The 16260-nt window shown below is 59.9% G+C and carries 16 protein-coding genes and 1 pseudogene; 8 read left to right on the top strand and 9 right to left on the bottom strand.

Going from position 1 to position 16260, the window contains the following annotated elements; all coding sequences use genetic code 11:
- Positions 1 to 74 precede the first annotated feature (74 nt).
- Genes L8H52_RS01300 through L8H52_RS01280 form a run of 5 tightly spaced genes read right to left on the bottom strand, consistent with a single transcriptional unit; the run spans position 75 to position 3843 of the window.
- The gene (locus L8H52_RS01300) at positions 75 to 1064 is read right to left on the bottom strand and encodes a FecR family protein (protein WP_242205164.1); all 990 of its coding nucleotides are present in this window, start codon (positions 1062 to 1064) and stop codon (positions 75 to 77) included.
- Positions 1061 to 1627: an RNA polymerase sigma factor gene (locus L8H52_RS01295; protein WP_242205166.1), complete on the bottom strand. Its 567-nt coding sequence runs from the start codon at positions 1625 to 1627 to the stop codon at positions 1061 to 1063. The genes L8H52_RS01300 and L8H52_RS01295 overlap by 4 nt, the downstream gene beginning before the upstream one ends.
- Position 1628: 1 nt before the next feature.
- Positions 1629 to 1955, bottom strand: coding sequence for a DUF3325 domain-containing protein (locus L8H52_RS01290; RefSeq protein WP_242205167.1), 327 nt, complete (start codon positions 1953 to 1955; stop codon positions 1629 to 1631).
- Positions 1955 to 3541, bottom strand: coding sequence for a PepSY-associated TM helix domain-containing protein (locus L8H52_RS01285; RefSeq protein WP_242205169.1), 1587 nt, complete (start codon positions 3539 to 3541; stop codon positions 1955 to 1957). The genes L8H52_RS01290 and L8H52_RS01285 overlap by 1 nt, the downstream gene beginning before the upstream one ends.
- A complete protein-coding gene (locus L8H52_RS01280) occupies positions 3538 to 3843 on the bottom strand; it encodes a DUF3649 domain-containing protein (protein WP_242205171.1) in 306 nt (101 codons plus the stop codon). The genes L8H52_RS01285 and L8H52_RS01280 overlap by 4 nt, the downstream gene beginning before the upstream one ends.
- Before the next feature lie 190 nt (positions 3844 to 4033).
- Here L8H52_RS01280 and L8H52_RS01275 point away from each other — a divergent pair, with 190 nt between their 5' ends.
- The 4 genes from L8H52_RS01275 to L8H52_RS01260 all read left to right on the top strand — a co-directional run bounded on the left by L8H52_RS01275 (position 4034) and on the right by L8H52_RS01260 (position 8561).
- A complete protein-coding gene (locus L8H52_RS01275) occupies positions 4034 to 4522 on the top strand; it encodes a sigma-70 family RNA polymerase sigma factor (RefSeq protein WP_242205174.1) in 489 nt (162 codons plus the stop codon).
- Positions 4519 to 5451, top strand: a complete 933-nt coding sequence (locus tag L8H52_RS01270) for a FecR family protein (RefSeq protein ID WP_242205176.1) — start codon at positions 4519 to 4521, stop codon at positions 5449 to 5451. Before L8H52_RS01275 ends, L8H52_RS01270 begins: the two co-directional genes overlap by 4 nt.
- Before the next feature lie 90 nt (positions 5452 to 5541).
- Positions 5542 to 7875, top strand: a complete 2334-nt coding sequence (gene fecA / locus L8H52_RS01265) for a TonB-dependent Fe(3+) dicitrate receptor FecA (RefSeq protein ID WP_242205178.1) — start codon at positions 5542 to 5544, stop codon at positions 7873 to 7875.
- A 317-nt stretch (positions 7876 to 8192) separates the two neighbouring features.
- Positions 8193 to 8561 (top strand): endonuclease domain-containing protein, encoded by a 369-nt coding sequence (locus tag L8H52_RS01260; protein WP_242205179.1) that lies wholly within the window; start codon positions 8193 to 8195, stop codon positions 8559 to 8561.
- 318 nt (positions 8562 to 8879) lie between these two features.
- Here the strand turns inward: L8H52_RS01260 and L8H52_RS01255 are convergent, their stop codons facing one another.
- Both L8H52_RS01255 and L8H52_RS01250 read right to left on the bottom strand, forming a co-directional pair.
- Positions 8880 to 9287, bottom strand: a complete 408-nt coding sequence (locus tag L8H52_RS01255; protein ID WP_064119419.1) for an HPF/RaiA family ribosome-associated protein — start codon at positions 9285 to 9287, stop codon at positions 8880 to 8882.
- A gap of 200 nt (positions 9288 to 9487) precedes the next feature.
- The gene (locus tag L8H52_RS01250; protein WP_007914183.1) at positions 9488 to 10435 is read right to left on the bottom strand and encodes a LysR substrate-binding domain-containing protein; all 948 of its coding nucleotides are present in this window, start codon (positions 10433 to 10435) and stop codon (positions 9488 to 9490) included.
- Positions 10436 to 10570: 135 nt separating this feature from the next.
- Here L8H52_RS01250 and L8H52_RS01245 point away from each other — a divergent pair, with 135 nt between their 5' ends.
- The 3 genes from L8H52_RS01245 (at position 10571) to L8H52_RS01235 (ending at position 13868) form a co-directional block, all read left to right on the top strand.
- A complete protein-coding gene (locus L8H52_RS01245) occupies positions 10571 to 11947 on the top strand; it encodes an L-serine ammonia-lyase (protein ID WP_242205181.1) in 1377 nt (458 codons plus the stop codon).
- Positions 11948 to 12033: 86 nt separating this feature from the next.
- Complete coding sequence (locus tag L8H52_RS01240) at positions 12034 to 13335, top strand: serine/threonine transporter (RefSeq protein WP_242205184.1); 1302 nt, start codon at positions 12034 to 12036, stop codon at positions 13333 to 13335.
- 215 nt (positions 13336 to 13550) lie between these two features.
- Positions 13551 to 13868: a DUF3509 domain-containing protein gene (locus tag L8H52_RS01235; RefSeq protein WP_242205186.1), complete on the top strand. Its 318-nt coding sequence runs from the start codon at positions 13551 to 13553 to the stop codon at positions 13866 to 13868.
- Here L8H52_RS01235 and L8H52_RS01230 read toward each other — a convergent pair.
- A complete protein-coding gene (locus tag L8H52_RS01230; RefSeq protein ID WP_008087776.1) occupies positions 13865 to 14365 on the bottom strand; it encodes a phosphate-starvation-inducible PsiE family protein in 501 nt (166 codons plus the stop codon). The genes L8H52_RS01235 and L8H52_RS01230 overlap by 4 nt on opposite strands.
- A gap of 327 nt (positions 14366 to 14692) precedes the next feature.
- On the opposite strand from L8H52_RS01230, the pseudogene L8H52_RS01225 reads away from it, so the two are divergent.
- Positions 14693 to 14932, top strand: a pseudogene (locus L8H52_RS01225) (YebG family protein); the annotation flags it as partial.
- A gap of 160 nt (positions 14933 to 15092) precedes the next feature.
- On the opposite strand, the gene L8H52_RS01220 reads toward L8H52_RS01225, so the two are convergent.
- Entirely contained in the window at positions 15093 to 16112 is a 1020-nt protein-coding gene (locus tag L8H52_RS01220; RefSeq protein ID WP_242205188.1) for a Glu/Leu/Phe/Val dehydrogenase dimerization domain-containing protein, read from the bottom strand.
- Positions 16113 to 16260: the final 148 nt, after the last annotated feature.

Genomic DNA, 16260 nt, shown 5'->3' with positions numbered 1-16260 from the left:
GAGCAGGCTCGCTCCCACATTTTGGAATGCGTTCCCCTGTGGGAGCGAGCCTGCTCGCGAAGAGGCCATAAGCCTCAGCGCACAATAATCAGATGCCCCAACACCTGATGCTGCTCAAACCCCATCACCCCTTGCAGAGAATTCAAAACGGCGTGCGGATCCTTGCTCGGAAAACTGCCGCTGACCTTGCGCGCCGCCAGTTCGTCGTTGAGCAAGACAATCCGCCCCGGGTAATAACGCCGCAGATCCTCCACCACATCCGCCAGTGTCGACTTGTAGTACGTCAGCCAGCCCTGACGCCAGGCCAGTTGCGCCTCGCTGTCCAACGCGTGAAGCTTTTGCGCCGAGCCTTCGCCGTAAGCAACCTGCTGACCGGCGGTGAGAATCTGCTGTTCGCCACCGCGATCCGCCGTCACCCCCACGCGCCCGGACAACACCGTGACCTGCGCACCGTGAGGTTGCAGACGTACTTCGAACTGCGTGCCGAGCACCCGCGCCTCGCCCTTCTCGGCCTCGACCACAAACGGCTCGCCGGTGTGCGTAACCGTGAAAAACCCAGCACCACGACGCAGCTGAACATGCCGTTCGCCATGAGTGAAATCCACGGCGATCGCGCTGTCGGCATCCAGCGTTACTTGCGATTGATCAGCCAAGGTCACGGTGCGTATTTCACCCGGCGCCGAAACGTAATCCGCGCCGAGATCATCAATCCAGCGTTGCGGTTGCCAGCCGCTGCCGAGGCTGACCATCAGCAACAGACACGCCGCCATCGCCAGTGCCCCCGACCAACGCAAAAGCGGCGAATGACGCGGGCGATCCATCGCATCGAGAAAGCCCTGCAACGCCAAAGACTCTTCATCGGCCAGCGTTCGCGCCGGGCTTTCGCTCAGTTCCCACAGCACCTGCGCCTGCGCGTAAGCCTCGGCATGCGCCGGATCGGCGCGCAGCCATTGGCTGAACGTCAGTTGATCGCCGGCGCTGGGCCGATCGTGCAACAGGCTCAGCCAGGCAAACGCGGCCTGCTCTTGCGCGGGCGTCGGAACGACGGAATCAGATGGTTTCACGGTGCTTTCCCTGGCAGGCGTGGCGCGGGTTCGCGCAGGCTGGCCTTGCAGGCCTCGAGGGCGCGCATCATATGTTTTTCCACGGCACTTTGGGACAGGCCCATGGCTTTGGCGATCTCCGCGTACTTGCGGCCGTGAATGCGATTGAGCAAAAAGATCTGCCGGGTGCGCTCGGGCAAGGCGCGCAACGCCGCTTCGACATGGCGCAGATCATTGCCCGCTTCCAGCGCTGCTTGCGGTTCGCTGCCGTGGCTATCCGGCGCGTCCGGCTGCCAGCCCTCGTTGACGCGCGTGCGCGTGCCTTCGCTGCGCAGGTGATCGATGGCGATGTTGCCGGCGCAGCGCAAAAGGTAGGTGCTGAGTTCTTCGACCTGCACCAGCGGCCGCCGCCAGAAACGCAAAAACAGATCCTGAACCAGATCCGCCGCCGTCGCCCGACAACCGACGCGCCGGTTCACCAGCGCCTCCATTTGCGAACGTTGCGACAGAAACACCTGAAGAAAATGCGCACGCGCCCCGCGCGGCTCGTCTTCGCGGGATTCCGGCGGCAGACCGATCAGCACTTCAGCACTGCGCCCATGCGGCGACCGGACTGGTCAGCAGACTGACCCCGGCCAGCGCCAAGGCCAGACGCGGGCGATACGACAGCAACAAGACCAGTGCCAAGGCGCTGAGCATCAGCACGGCGAACCAGTCGACCAGACCGAAACTCCAGCCGTTCGCCGAGACGGCAGCCCATAGCGACAGACACAGCAAGAACCAGCCAGCGATTTTCAGCCCCTGACGACGCGAGACGGAAAGTTTTTCGCCGAGCAATTCATCGTGGTGGCGAGGCATCGACAGGCACAACGCGGTGAACCCGACGTATGTCAGCAACAAAGGCAAAAGCATCAATTCGTCCCGTGCTCAAGGGTGATCGGCCGGGGCTTTTCGCGACGAGGCTTTTTTACGCTGACAGGGCTGCCGGCGCGCTGCATTTTCCACGCGGCCCAAGCCAGAAACGCACCGCTTGCCAGGCACGTCAGATCAAACCCGGCCAACACCCGATCGCCCTGCATCAGGGCGGCGCCGAGGTTCCAAGGGGTGGTCAGCGCATTGACCAGCGGCACCGCCAAAAACAGTGCGGCGCTCAGGCTGAGTTGCTCGACCCAGGCCTTTCGTCCCGGACGCAGCAGCGCGTGCAGCACACTCAAACCCCAAGCGATGAAGAACGCATTCACTTCCCAATCCGCACGCCCGATCAGGCTCACCGGCAACAGACGATTGGCCAGGAAGAACACCGCGACCGCCGACACCAGCCCGGCCATGCTGGCGATGTTCAGCACTTCAACCAAGCGCAATTCAAATGGCATCACGCCGCTCTTGGCATGTTTGAGCTGACGCTTGCCGAGCCAGATCACCAGCCCGGTGCCGATCATCGCCGTACCCGCCAGCCCACAGATGAAGTACAGCCAGCGCAGCACCGGCCCGGCGAAGTGGCCCATGTGCAAACCATAGAACGCGCCACCCACCGCCATCGCCATCGGTTGCTCCGGTGTGCTGCCGAGCATCTGCCCGGTCACACCATCGAAGGTCACAGCGCGACCGAAATCATGCACGACACTGTCGCCGGCACGCGACAGCACCACCGTGGCATTGGCATCCCCCGGATTGCTCACGGAAAGGCGCGCCGTGTGGCCGCCCGACCATTGCTCGCTGGCCTTGCTCAACAGCGGCGCCATGGCCGCCAACGGTGCCTCGATGTTGGCGCGTTCCGGGGTTTTCGAAGCAGGGAAGACTTCGTCATAAAACTTACGCACGTCACTGCCGTATGAAGCGACGATGCTCGCCGGCATGACCATCGACATGAAAATCACCAGACTGCTGTAGGTGATCATCAGGTGAAACGGCAACACCAGCACACCCACCGCGTTGTGCCCGTCGAGCCAGGAGCGCTGGCCCTTGCGCGGGCGGAAGGTGAAGAAGTCCTTGAAGATTTTCTTGTGGGTGATGATCCCGGTGATCAGCGCAACGAACATCACCATCGCGGCAATGGTCGCCAGCCAACGGCCCCACGGATAAGGCATTTGCAACTGGAAGTGGAAACGGTAGAAAAATTCACCGCCCATGCTTTCACGGCACTGCACTTCTGCACCGGTTTGCGCATCGAGGGTTTTCGATTCGAAACGCCCGCGCTCGCCGGGATTGGCCGGCGCTGGCTGCCAGCGCACGGTCATGCCGGGATCGCGGGCATCGGGCAAATCGATCAGCCAGCGTGACGCGCCAGCCGCATGTTGTTGCAGATAATCCTGAGCCAGCGTCAGGCTCGTCTCGGCGCTCACCGAACGCGCGGGGATTTCCGGCTGCATCCAGTGGCTGATTTCATCCTTGAAATAGGCCAGCGTCCCGGTCAGAAAAATCGCGAACAGCAACCAGCCGAACAACAGTCCGGTCCAGGTGTGCAGCCAGGCCATCGCCTGACGGAAGCCCTCTTTCATGCCAGGCCCAATCCACGCGCCGCGCCGGAGATGGTCGCCAGAATCACGCTCGGTACCAGCAAGCCGACCCAAGCCGACCACGCTGTGCGGCAGGCAAAACACCAGAGCACGGCCACCAGATAGACCAGAAAGGAAATGGTCATGCCGGTCACCACCGCTTCGGCACGGCTCAACGGCAACCACAGCGTCAGCGTGACACTGGCCAGCGCCGCCACCAGATAGCCGCCGAAAATCGCCGCCAGCACCCGCGAGGTGACCGCCAGACGATAGGACATGGGAAGTGTGGCGAGTTTGCCTTTCATGTTTCGACCCTGAAACGAAAAACGTCCGGCCGATCAGCCGAACCTACAGGCGAGCAATATTAATGATAAATATTCTCATACGCAAAAGCATCTGATTGCCGGTTAAGCATTTCGCCCCTTACAATGCGAACAGTTCTTGTTCTCTAACGCATACTCTCTACCGCGCCATCAAGCGCCCGGAGTAATACCGTTGTCGTCCGCCCATCCCGTCGAATCGCTCTATCAGGCTCATCACAGCTGGCTCACTGGCTGGCTGCGGCGCAAACTCGGCTGCCCGGACAGCGCGGCAGATCTGGCGCAGGACACGTTTATCAAGGTGCTGACCGCCCGCGAACCCCCGGTGATCATCGAGCCGCGCGCCTTTCTGACGACGTTGGCCAAGCGCGTTCTGTTCAATCATTACCGCCGTCAGGATCTGGAGCGCGCTTACCTCGACACCCTGGCGCAGATGCCGGACATGGTCGCGCCGTCGGAAGAAGACAAGGCGATCATCCTGCAAACCCTGATGGAACTGGATGAGTTGCTCGACGGTTTACCGCGTCAGGTCAAACGCGCCTTTTTGCTGGCGCAGGTCGATGGCCTGACTTATCCACAGATCGCCGCCGAACTGGGTATCTCCGTGGCCACGGTCAAACGGCATCTGAACAAAGCAGCGATGCGCTGCTACTTCGCCCTATGAACCGCGCGGCGGATTTCTCCTCGCAGGTGGCCGAGCAGGCCGTGCACTGGCTGATGGAAATGCAGCAGGGCGCACCGTCGCCACGCCAGCAATTGGCGATGCAACAGTGGCTGGATGCGCACAGCGAACACCGGCGGGCGTGGGAACACATTCAGCGGGTCAACCAGCGGTTGCGCGGTGTGTCTTCGCCGCTGGCGCACGCGGCGTTGAACGGGCCGAAGTCCGGCAGCCGTCGTCAGGCGCTGAAGCTGCTGCTGCTTCTTGGTGCCGGCTCGGCCGTCACCTGGGGCATGCGCGAGCACAATCCTTTGCCGTCGCTACTCGCCGATTTCCGTAGCCCGATCGGGCAACGGCGCAAAGTGGCGCTTGGTGCCGGCGATCAGTTGCAACTGAACACAGCCAGCGCGGTGGATGTCGACACTTCGGCGCGACTGATCCGTCTGCTCGAAGGCGAAGTCCTCCTGACCGCCGCGCAATCCTTCGAAGTACGCACGGCTCAGGGCATTTTGAAAACGCAGGGCGCACGCCTCAACGTGCGTCAGTTTGCTGATCACACGCAGGTCGCGCTGTTTGAAGGCCGGGTCGAACTGAGCGCCAGCGGGCGCGCGCCGATGCTGTTGCCCCTCGCACGGCAACTGAGTTTCAGCTCGACCTCCGTCAGCGAAGCCAAACCATTGGACGCCAACAGCGGCGCCTGGGCCGACGGCATGCTGGTGGCCGCGCACATGCGCCTCGGTGACTTCCTCGATGAACTTGGCCGCTACCGTCGCGGCCAACTCAATTGCGACAAGAAAGTCGCCGATCTGCTGATCTCCGGCACCTACCCACTGGATGACAGCGAGCGGATTCTCGATCTGCTGGAAATCAGTTTGCCGGTGAAGGTGAAGCGCTTTACCCGCTACTGGGTGACCGTCGAAGCGCGGGTTTGAAAAAACTCAAAAATAAATGAGCCGTTTTTCAGATCTGGCGTGACAGAGAAGGAAAGCCCCCTTGATTCAACCTTCTCAGGATCATCCACCATGCACCCCACTCGCCTCACGCCACTGGCTCGCAGCCTGCGCAATCTCGTTCTCGGCGCCAGCCTGAGTTTCAGTGCCCTGCCCGCGGCGCTGGCCGCTGATGCCAAGGCCTATCACATCGCGCCGTCGTCGCTGGAGAACGCCCTCAACCAGTTTGGCCGGGAAGCGGGCGTGCTGATTTCGTTTGGCTCGCAAGTCACCAGCGGCGTGCAAAGCCGTGGCCTGGAGGGCAGCTACACGCCTGAGCAAGGTCTGAATGCGCTGCTCGAAGGCACCGGTCTGCAAGCGCGCGCCGAAGGCAACAATGCGTTCAGCCTGCAACCGGTGGCGGATGCCGCGCTGGAACTGGACACCTCGAAAGTCGTCGGCGACTGGCTCGGTGATGCGGCGCAGATCAACGTCTTCGAACACCCCGGTGCCCGTGATGTGATCCGTCGCGAAGAGTTCGAACGCCAGGGCGCGACTCAGGCGCGCGATGTGCTCAACCGCATCCCCGGCGTCAATGCGCCAGAAAACAACGGCACCGGCAGCCACGACATGGCGCTGAACTTCGGTATCCGTGGCTTGAACCCGCGACTGGCGGCACGCTCGACGGTGTTGATGGATGGCATTCCGGTGCCGTTCGCGCCTTATGGCCAACCGCAGTTGTCGTTCGCGCCGATCAGCATGGGCAACATGGACGCGGTGGACGTGGTGCGCGGCGGTGGCGCGGTGCGGTATGGCCCGCAGAACGTCGGCGGCGTGGTCAACTTCGTGACCCGGGCGATTCCTGACGAGCCAACGGTCAAGGGTGGCTTCCAGACTGAAACCAGCCCATCGTCCAGCCACGACGGCTTCAAGACCAGCGCCAACCTGCTGGCTGGCGGCACCAATGCTAACGGCCTCGGCGGTGCGTTGCTGTACTCCGGCACGCGCGGTGGTGACTGGCGCGAGCACAGCGACACCGAGATCGACGACCTGATCCTCAAGGGCAAATACCAGCTCGACGAAGCCAACAGCTTCAACGCCATGGCCCAGTATTACGAAGGCAAGGCTGACATGCCCGGTGGTTTGAACGTCGCTGATTACGACGCCGATCCTTATCAATCGACGCGGCCGAAAGACCAGTTCTGGGGCCGCCGCACGATGTTCAATTTCGGCTATCGCTATCAGGAAGATCGCCGCGAATTCACCGCCAACACCTTCTTCACCAAGACCCTGCGCAGCGGTTATCTGGATCAGGGCACCTTCCTCTCGCTGTCGCCGCGCGAGTATTGGGTGCGCGGCCTGGAAACCCGCTTCGCCCAAGGCTTCGACCTCGGCCCGACCAGCCATGAAGTCGGCGTCGGCTACCGCTACATCAACGAAGCCGGCCACGAACTGCGCTATCGCACGCCGATCGCCAGCAACGAATACCCGACCACCAACAGTCGCAACGACCGCGACACCCGTGGCGGCACCGAAGCCAATGCGTTCTTCGTTGACGACCGCATCGACATCGGCAAATGGACGATCACCCCGGGCGTGCGTTACGAGATGATCGAATCGCAGCAGACCAACAACCTGACCAACGTCAAATACAAGGGCGACTACAACACCGCGCTGCCGGCGTTGAACGTGCTTTATCACCTGACCGACAGCTGGAACCTCTACGCCAACACCGAAGGCTCGTTCGGCAGCGTGCAATACAGCCAGATGCCCAACCGCGTTACCAGCGGCGAAGTGAAACCGGAGAAGGCCCGCACCTGGGAACTCGGCACGCGCTATGACAACGGTGCGTTGCGTGCAGAGATAGGCGCGTTCCTGATCAACTTCGACAACCAGTATGAAAGCAACCAGACCAACGATTCGGTGATCGCCCGTGGCGAAACCCGTCACCAGGGCATTGAGACCAGCATCAATTACGCGCTGGATGATTTGAGCCCGGCGCTGGCCGGTTTCGATGTCTACGCCACCTATGCCTATGTCGACGCGACCATCCGCGAAGACGGGCCGAACAAAGGCAATCGTGTGCCGTTTTCCTCGAAACACAAAGGCACGATTGGCGTCGGTTACACCGAAGGGCCATGGAAGCTCAATCTGGACAGCAGCTTCCAGAGCGACCAGTTCGCCGACAACGCCAACACCTCGAAGGAAAGCGCCGATGGCAGCACCGGCAAGATCCCGGGCTACATGCTGTTCAGCAGCCGAGCGGGGTATGACTTCGGGCCGCAATTGTCGGATCTGAATGTGGCGGTGGGGGTGAAGAACATTTTCAACACGCAGTACTTCACGCGTTCGTTTGATGACAACAACAAGGGTAAATATGTGGGGGAGCCGCGTACGGTTTATGTGCAGACATCCGTTGCGTTCTGAGGATTGAGAAGCCCCTCACCCTAGCCCTCTCCCTGAGGGAGAGGGAACTGATTGGGGGATGCTTGCGGGGTACGCCGACCTGAACGTGCTGTGCCGAATCCATAATCGACTCGCCCTGAAACCGCTTTGCCGAATCCATAATCGACTCGACCTGAAACCGCTTTGCCGAATCCATAATCGACTCGGTCTTTCAGGTCGATGTACAACGCCAGACACCTCGGTCGGCCCCCTCTCCCTCTGGGAGAGGGCTGGGGTGAGGGTCAGCGGGTCATGGTCTAGAATAAAACTTCAAACCAACTTCACAAGGATCGTGAAGCATGCAAAATCGCCCCACCCTCGCCCAGTTCGCCCGCCATCTACGTGTTAATCAAACCGACTGCGAACACCTGCTCTGGCAAAAACTCCGCTCCCGCCAAATCGCCAATCTGAAATTTCGCCGGCAATTTCCCTGTCCGCCTTACGTGCTGGATTTTTACTGCGCCGAGCTGAAATTGGCGATTGAACTGGATGGTGGTCAGCACTTTGAAACGCAGGGATTGATTCATGACCAGCGCCGGACACGCTATCTGAAGCAAAAGGGTATTGAAGTCGTGCGTTTCAGTAATCTTGAGGTGATCCAGCAGATGGACGATGTGCTGGAGCAGATAATAAGAATTGCGGCGAATCGAAAAGTGCCCTCACCCTAACCCTCTCCCAGAGGGAGAGGGGACTGATTGGGGGATGCTTGCGATGTACGCCGACCTGAACGTGCTGTGCCGAATCCATAATCGACTCGACCTGGAACCGCTTTGCCGAATCCATAATCGACTCGGTCTTTCAAGTCGATGTACCCCGCAAGACACCTCGGTCGGCCCCCTCTCCCTACGGGCGGTCCGACGTTTCGGGAGGGCTGGGGTGAGGGGCTGTTCTCTTAAGCCATACCTGAACCTCATCCAACCACACAAACAAAAACGGGCCTGCTTGCGCAGGCCCGTTCTCATTGGGTGGCTTATGAAATCAGCGTATCAACTGTTGATCGCTGCCTGTTCATTCTCGTCAAACTCTTCCGCCAACAGCTTATCGTTGGCCTTGCCGGTGAATGGCACCACAGCGGCGCGTGGTTTACCTCGCAGTTTGCCGAAGAGGTGCTCCAGGGCGTGCTCGAGTTTTTCGGCAGCGCCGTCGATCGCCTGTTCCAGCGAATCGGCTTTGTGGGTCACGGAAATCGGTTGATGGCCTTTTGGCCGCGCTTCCAGTTGGCAGCGCAAGTCATGGGGACCTGGTTTGTCACCGTTCTCGTCGCTCAGATGGACTTCGACACGGGTCAGGTCTTCTTCATAACGGTCGAGCGTGCTCTCAATGGTTGTACGTACCCACTCCTCCAGTCGTTTACTGCCTTGAACATGGTTATCGCTGTTGACTTGGATTTGCATAGTTCATCCCTTATTTCAGCTAGCTCGTCAGAGGCCTTGAGTTGAATTTCCTGACCTCCTGGTTACAACAATCGGCCCGACAGGCGAACATTTCAACCCCTGAAAAAAGATAAATATTCATTCGCAAAAAAAGCCGGACAACCGAGCAAAGCACTGGTAAGGTCGGGAGTTGGGTCGCCTCGCAACCCGGCAAAATTTGCTCACAATTGCCCGTCATTCAACGGATGCAAACTGCGAAAAATTCCCGCCTCCTCGACCAGCCAATCATGCACCGCACGCACTCCCGGATGGCTTAAAGCACCCGGCGCATAGAGCAGTACGTAACGTTTGTGATTCGGTACCGACAGGCCAAACGGCACAATCAATGTGCCTCGCTCCAACTCATCGTTAAGCAAGGTGCGGCGGGCAATGGCCACACCCATGCCGGCAATCGCCGCTTCGATGGTCAGGTGATTGCGATTGAACGTATGCCCGCGCCGTACGTCGGCGCCTTCAAAGCCGATCGCGTTCAAATAGAATTCCCACTCTGCATATTCATAACTACCACGCCAGGCAGTGATGTCGTGCAGCAATGGAAAATGCACCAGATCCGCCGGCCCGTGCAGCGGCGGACGCCCACGCAACAGGCTCGGAGCGCACACAGGGAAAATCTGCTCGTCGAGCAAGGCTGTGGATAACAATCCCGGGTAACTGCCGTCGTTCAAATCGATCGCCAGATCAAAGTCGCCTTCGTGCAACGGTACGCTGCTGTCCTCGGCGACCAGACGTAGCTGAATGTCCGGATAGCGCTGTTGCAGGCGCGGCAATCGCGGCGTCAGCCATTTGCTGAGGAACGACGGAATCGAGCGCACGCGCAAAATACCGCTGATCATGCCGGCGTCGAGCCGACGCAATTCGGCATCGATGCTGCCGTACGCCTCATTGACGGTGATCGCCAAACGCTGCCCTTCGGCGCTCAGTTCAACACCGCGCGCCCGTCGATGAAACAGACGAAAGCCGAGCCGCTCTTCCAACTGGCGAATCTGCTGACTGACCGCCCCCGGCGTGATGTGCAGTTCTTCGGCACATCGGGTGAACGACAGGTGGCGAGCGGCACAGGAAAACACCTGCAGCCAGACATAGGTCTGGGCATGCAATTGACGACTCATCGTTTAGTCCTGCTAAAGGCTTACTTAGGAAGTTTCGTTAGTCACGTAGGACCGAGGTAGGCAGTATCGCCGACATTGCGCTTGTCCTACAAAAAATGGCAGCGATTCCTACTCCATTGCTTGTAAGGGTTTAGCATGGCTATCAGTGTTTTCGATCTATTCAAAGTCGGCATCGGCCCATCGAGTTCCCACACCGTCGGCCCGATGCGTGCGGCGGCAACCTTCGCTCAGGCGCTGATCGATCAGCATCTGTTGAACGATGTGCGCCGTGTGGAAATCCGTTTGTATGGTTCGCTGTCCGCGACGGGCGTCGGTCATGCCACTGACCGCGCCACCGTCATGGGCCTGATGGGTGAATGGCCGGACAGTATCGATCCGTCGACCATCGATCCACGCATCCAGCAACTGCGCGAGACAGGCCAACTGTCCCTCGCCGGGCAAAGGGAAATTGCCTTCGACTGGCAGCGTGATCTCCTGCTGCTGGACGAGAGCCTGCCCTACCACCCCAACGCCATGTCACTGACAGCCTTTGGCGAAACGGCCGAGCTGTTCGAGCAAACGTACTACTCGGTCGGCGGCGGTTTCATCATCGAAGCGGCAGAAGCTGAGTCCGGTGTAGCGCCGGCCGGTGACGTGGTGCTGCCGTACGATTTTTCCAGCGCCGCCGAACTGCTGTCGCTGTGCCAACTGCACAACCTGCGCGTGTCCGAACTGATGATGGCCAACGAGCGCGCATGGCGCACTGATGCGGAAATCCGTCAGGGCCTGCTGCACATCTGGTCGGTGATGCGTGAGTGCGTCGAACAGGGTCTGCGTCACGAAGGCATCCTGCCCGGTGGTCTGAATGTGCCGCGCCGGGCAGCGAAATTGCATCGCAGCCTGCTGGAAATCGGCAAGCCCAACGTGATCAGTTCAACGCTGTCGGCGATGGAATGGGTCAACCTGTTCGCCCTCGCCGTCAACGAAGAAAACGCCGCCGGCGGGCGCATGGTCACCGCGCCGACCAACGGTGCAGCGGGGATCATCCCGGCAGTTCTGCACTACTACATGAAATTCAATCCGGACGCGTCTGACGATGATGTGGTCGCTTTCTTCCTGGGCGCGGCTGCCGTCGGCATTCTCTGTAAGAAGAATGCCTCGATCTCCGGCGCCGAAGTCGGCTGTCAGGGCGAAGTCGGTTCGGCCTGCGCGATGGCCGCTGCCGGCCTCGCTGATGTGCTCGGCGCCACCCCGGAACAACTGGAAAACGCCGCCGAAATCGGCCTGGAACACAACCTCGGCCTGACCTGCGACCCGGTTGGCGGTCTGGTGCAAGTGCCGTGTATCGAGCGCAACGCGATCGCCGCCGTGAAGGCGATCAACGCCACGCAAATGGCCCTGCGCGGTGACGGCAAGCACTTCATTTCCCTCGACCGGGTGATCCGCACCATGCGCGATACCGGCGCCGACATGCACGACAAATACAAAGAGACTTCACGGGGCGGCCTGGCTGTGAGCTGGGTGGAATGCTGAGGCGCATTCCCTGACCGCCCCGGCAGACCGCACCCGACGGTCTGCCAACCGTGAGCCCGAGCAAAAATAATAACGAGGCGATACCGATGACCGATGTACGTACACCTGCTGCCGAAAATCCCGCTGTAGACCGCACAAGCAAAACGGAAACGGCCCACAAGGGCTGGAGCAAATTCGACACCACCTGGATGCTCGGGCTGTACGGCACCGCCATTGGTGCCGGCACGTTGTTCCTGCCGATCAACGCCGGCGTCGGCGGTTTCTGGCCGTTGCTGATGCTCGCCGTACTGGCGTTCCCGATGACCTTTTTCGCCCACCGTGGCCTGACCCGTTTCGTCCTGTCCGGTCGCTCCGGAGACATCACCGAAGTGGTCGAAGAACACTTCGGCATCGGTGCCGGAAAGCTGATCACGCTGCTGTATTTTTTCGCGATCTTCCCGATCCTGCTGGTGTACAGCGTGGCGCTCACCAACACCCTGAGCAGTTTCCTCGAACACCAGTTGCACATCGCCCCGCCGCCTCGGGCGATCCTTTCGCTGATGTTGATTCTCGGTCTGATGGCGATTGTGCGCTGCGGCCAAAGCGTCATCATCAAAGCCATGAGCGTGCTGGTTTATCCGTTTGTCGCAGCCTTGCTGCTGCTCGCGCTCAGCCTGATTCCGAACTGGAACGGCGCGTTTTTCGCCAGCGCTCAAGAGGCGATGCCGATGTCGGTGTTCTTCAAGACGATGTGGCTGGCGATCCCGGTGATGGTGTTCTCGTTCAACCATTCGCCGATCATCTCCGCGTTCGCGGTGGATCAGAAACAGCGCTACGGCGAGCAGGCCGAACGCAAGAGCAGCGGCATCCTCGCCATGGCTCACGGCATGATGGTCGTCACGGTGATGTTCTTTTGCTTCAGTTGTGTACTGGCGTTGTCGCCGGCGGATCTGGCTGCGGCGAAGGCGCAGAACATTTCGATCCTGTCGTACCTGGCCAACCATTTCCAGACCCCGGTCATCGCTTACGCCGCGCCGTTGATTGCGCTGGTGGCGATCACCAAATCCTTCCTCGGCCACTACATCGGCGCCAGCGAAGGCTTCCAGGGCATGATCGTGAAAAGCCTGCGCAGCCGTGGTCGGGTGATGTCGGCGAGCTGGCTGAACCGCGCAACCGCCGTGTTCATGATTCTAAGTTGCTGGGCCGTGGCGACCTTTAACCCGAGCATTCTCGGCATGATCGAAACCCTCGGCGGGCCGGTTATCGCCTGCCTGTTGTTCCTGATGCCGATGTACGCCATCCGTCGCGTGCCGGCCTTGCGCCAGTATTCGGGCCAGGTGTCCAACGTGTTTGTGGTGCTGATCGGCCTGATTGCACTGTCAGCGATCATCTACTCGGTTCTGCCCTGAAACCGGGCTGTTAAAAAAGGCGAGCCAAGCGGCTCGCCTTTTTTATGCCCGTGTTCATTGTTCGCTAATTTTCCCGGCATGCCCCTTGCTATATCCCAACCGAGGCAAACGGAAATTGCATACCTCAGCGAACGAGATGTCAGTGATCCGGTTTGGCGAACCAACCCGATCACGGCCGGTCAACAACTGCACGTTCAATCAGGCGGTGACGCATCATGGACAATCCTTTTCAGATCATTACCGATGCCTTCGCGCCGGACTATCAGATCAATCTGAGCATTCAGGGCCTGGACGGCAGCATCATGCTGACCCTGTCCAATAGCGGCCGAATCGTGGCCAAACGCATGATCAGCGCCGAGCAGCGCAATGACCCTGCGCGCCTCAAGCGACTGGTGCAAAGCATTCAGTTCGGCATTGCCATCGAACAGGGTCACAGCGCCATGGCAATCCTCGAAGCCATGACCAGCGGCACCGGGCTGACCCCGCCACCGCCCCTCGTCAGCAGCCAGCCCGGACAAGCGGCCGGGCTTTAAAGCTCGCCCTTCTCGACTTCCGGATGCTCGCTGGAACCCGTGCCCAGTGTGCGCTGTGGCTTTTCGATCTTCACCGACGGAAATTGCGAAGAGGCGTAACGCACCACCAGAATCGACAACGCCAGCAGCAGAATCCCGCCGCACAGATAAATGATGCCCATGTCCGGCGGGTTGTGGTGCGAGACGTTGGAGATCAGCAAACGGGTCAGCGCGGTGATCGCCACGTAGATCAGGAAGCGCACCGGCATGTGGTTGGTCTTGAAGTAAATCCCGACCATTGCGCCCAGTTCGAGATAGATGAACAGCAACAGAATGTCATCGATCTTGATGTGGCCTTCCTCGAGCATCCCGAGAAACTCCATCACCGCCGCGTATGCCGTCACCGCACCGATGGCGAACAGCGCCAGATAGTGGAAGGTTTCGACGAACAGGTTGCCCAGGGACTCGGCCAGTTGATGCACGTTTTGCCGCAGTTTCTCGGCCCAGTTGATTTTCACGATGATGTTCCTTAGCCCGAATGCGAGCGGATGATGCGTGTTGGACGTGACGGTTTTCTGCACGTAACGGTTTTCATGCAGAAAAGAGGCCACGCCATCATGGCGAGACGCCGCCAAACCCGCGCCGTGGCGTTTGGTCGCACCGCTGTGCTTTTGTGGGAGCGAGCCTGCTCGCGAATGCTGCGACACGGTCTCCCTGACAAACCCGAAATCCGGTCTACATTAAAAAGCCACTACCCATGGCGCTGGGATTCGCTTATCCTTTTCGCTGTATATGGATACAGTAGTCGTCAAGACAACTTAACGTGAAGGCATGTGAGGTGGTGAATGGCCGTCGAAGTGGTATACCGCAGCAGCCGAGATCTGGAGCGCTTGTTCATGGATAAAGCCGAAGCTGACCGTCATGACAAAATGCTCGAACTGGCCGAATATCTGGCCGATGTGCTGCAAAAAGCCGTTCCGTCCCTGACTGAACAGCAAGTGGAAGAAGCCGGGATCTACATGGCGAAGAATCGCGATGTGTTCGCCCGGGCGTTCAAGAGCCAGCCGGATGCACTGTCGGAGCTGCTCAATGCACCGGCCGAAACGGTCGAGAATGCTGAAGCTGCAGAACCTGCTGAGGCACCGGCCAAGCCTGCCAAAGCGGCGAAAGCTGCAAAGTAAGCGATGCCCGAATTGAATAGGCCCTGAGTCGAATGGCTCAGGGCCTTTTTCATGCCTTTGAAACTCAGCGATACAAAACTTTCTCCGCCAACTCATCCGCCACCCGCGCCGGCGAGCGCTTTTCCGCCTGAGCATGGGCAAAAACTTCGGTCAGCCGTGAACTGATCTTCGACAGATGCGCGGTAATCGTGGTCAATTCTTCGCCGCGATGCTTGAGCGAAACGTAGATCAGGCCCCCGGCATTGATCACGTAATCGGGGGCATAAAGAATCCCGCGACGCTCCAGTTGATCGGCCACATCCAGATGTGTCAGCTGATTGTTGGCAGAGCCTGCCACTGCCGAACAGCGTAATTGCGTGACGGTATGGCTGTTCAAAACCCCGCCGAGACCGCACGGCGCGAGGATGTCACATGGCGTGCTGAGCAATGCATCGTTGGCAATCGGATGTGCGTTGAGCTGTTCCATCGCCAGTTGCACCTTGCCGTGGTCGATATCGCTGACCAGCAACTCAGCCCCGGCAGCGTGCAGTTGCTCGGCCAAGGCGAAACCGACATTGCCCAGGCCCTGAATCGCGATGCGCAAGCCTTCGAGGTTATCGCTGCCCAGCCGGGCCATCGCCGTTGCGCGAATGCCGGCAAACACCCCCATGGCCGCATGCGGTGCCGGATCGCCGGCCGAGGTGGTACTGGTGACATGCTGGGTCTGTTGGGCGATGCAATCCATGTCCGCCACTGAAGTACCGCTGTCGATGGCGGTGATGTAGCGGCCGTCGAGCTGATTGATGCAGCGGCCAAAAGCTTCAAACAGTGCGCCACGGTTTTCCACATGAACCGGACGTACGATCACCGCCACCCCGCCGCCCTGCCCCAGCCCCGCCAGCGCGGCTTTGTAGCTCATGCCCTGAGCGAGGCGAATGGCATCCTCGACGGCAGACTCGTCATTGGGATAGGCAAGGTAACGACATCCGCCCAAGGCTGGCCCGAGGCGACTGTTATGGATGGCAATGACCGCCTTCAACCCGGAGACCGGGTCGACGCTAAGGTGCAGCGATTCCAGGCGAGTGCTTTGCATGAGCGCAAACATCGTTGGGCTCCCGAATCACTTCTTGTAGAACGCCAGTATAGGCCTGCGCCTGAAAATTGCTGGAGCGCACCGGAATAAGCGCCCGAGCAGACAGCGGCTTTTCGGCATAACCGTAAAACTGCTTGGCGGGGTACTGGACGAATGGCAC

This window comes from Pseudomonas sp. CROZ-RG-20F-R04-15 (genome assembly GCF_022662375.1).
In the GTDB taxonomy this organism is placed as follows: domain Bacteria; phylum Pseudomonadota; class Gammaproteobacteria; order Pseudomonadales; family Pseudomonadaceae; genus Aquipseudomonas.
This window is presented reverse-complemented; position numbering and strand designations above follow the sequence as displayed.

Excerpts from the sequence above, each read along its gene's own strand:
- L8H52_RS01290 (WP_242205167.1), bottom strand. The coding sequence starts at position 1,955 with ATGCTTTTGCCTTTGTTGCTGACATACGTCGGGTTCACCGCGTTGTGC.
- L8H52_RS01285 (WP_242205169.1), bottom strand. The coding sequence starts at position 3,541 with ATGAAAGAGGGCTTCCGTCAGGCGATGGCCTGGCTGCACACCTGGACC.
- L8H52_RS01280 (WP_242205171.1), bottom strand. The coding sequence starts at position 3,843 with ATGAAAGGCAAACTCGCCACACTTCCCATGTCCTATCGTCTGGCGGTC.
- L8H52_RS01270 (WP_242205176.1), top strand. The coding sequence starts at position 4,519 with ATGAACCGCGCGGCGGATTTCTCCTCGCAGGTGGCCGAGCAGGCCGTG.
- fecA (WP_242205178.1), top strand. The coding sequence starts at position 5,542 with ATGCACCCCACTCGCCTCACGCCACTGGCTCGCAGCCTGCGCAATCTC.
- L8H52_RS01260 (WP_242205179.1), top strand. The coding sequence starts at position 8,193 with ATGCAAAATCGCCCCACCCTCGCCCAGTTCGCCCGCCATCTACGTGTT.
- L8H52_RS01255 (WP_064119419.1), bottom strand. The coding sequence starts at position 9,287 with ATGCAAATCCAAGTCAACAGCGATAACCATGTTCAAGGCAGTAAACGA.
- L8H52_RS01250 (WP_007914183.1), bottom strand. The coding sequence starts at position 10,435 with ATGAGTCGTCAATTGCATGCCCAGACCTATGTCTGGCTGCAGGTGTTT.
- L8H52_RS01245 (WP_242205181.1), top strand. The coding sequence starts at position 10,571 with ATGGCTATCAGTGTTTTCGATCTATTCAAAGTCGGCATCGGCCCATCG.
- L8H52_RS01240 (WP_242205184.1), top strand. The coding sequence starts at position 12,034 with ATGACCGATGTACGTACACCTGCTGCCGAAAATCCCGCTGTAGACCGC.
- L8H52_RS01235 (WP_242205186.1), top strand. The coding sequence starts at position 13,551 with ATGGACAATCCTTTTCAGATCATTACCGATGCCTTCGCGCCGGACTAT.
- L8H52_RS01220 (WP_242205188.1), bottom strand. The coding sequence starts at position 16,112 with ATGTTTGCGCTCATGCAAAGCACTCGCCTGGAATCGCTGCACCTTAGC.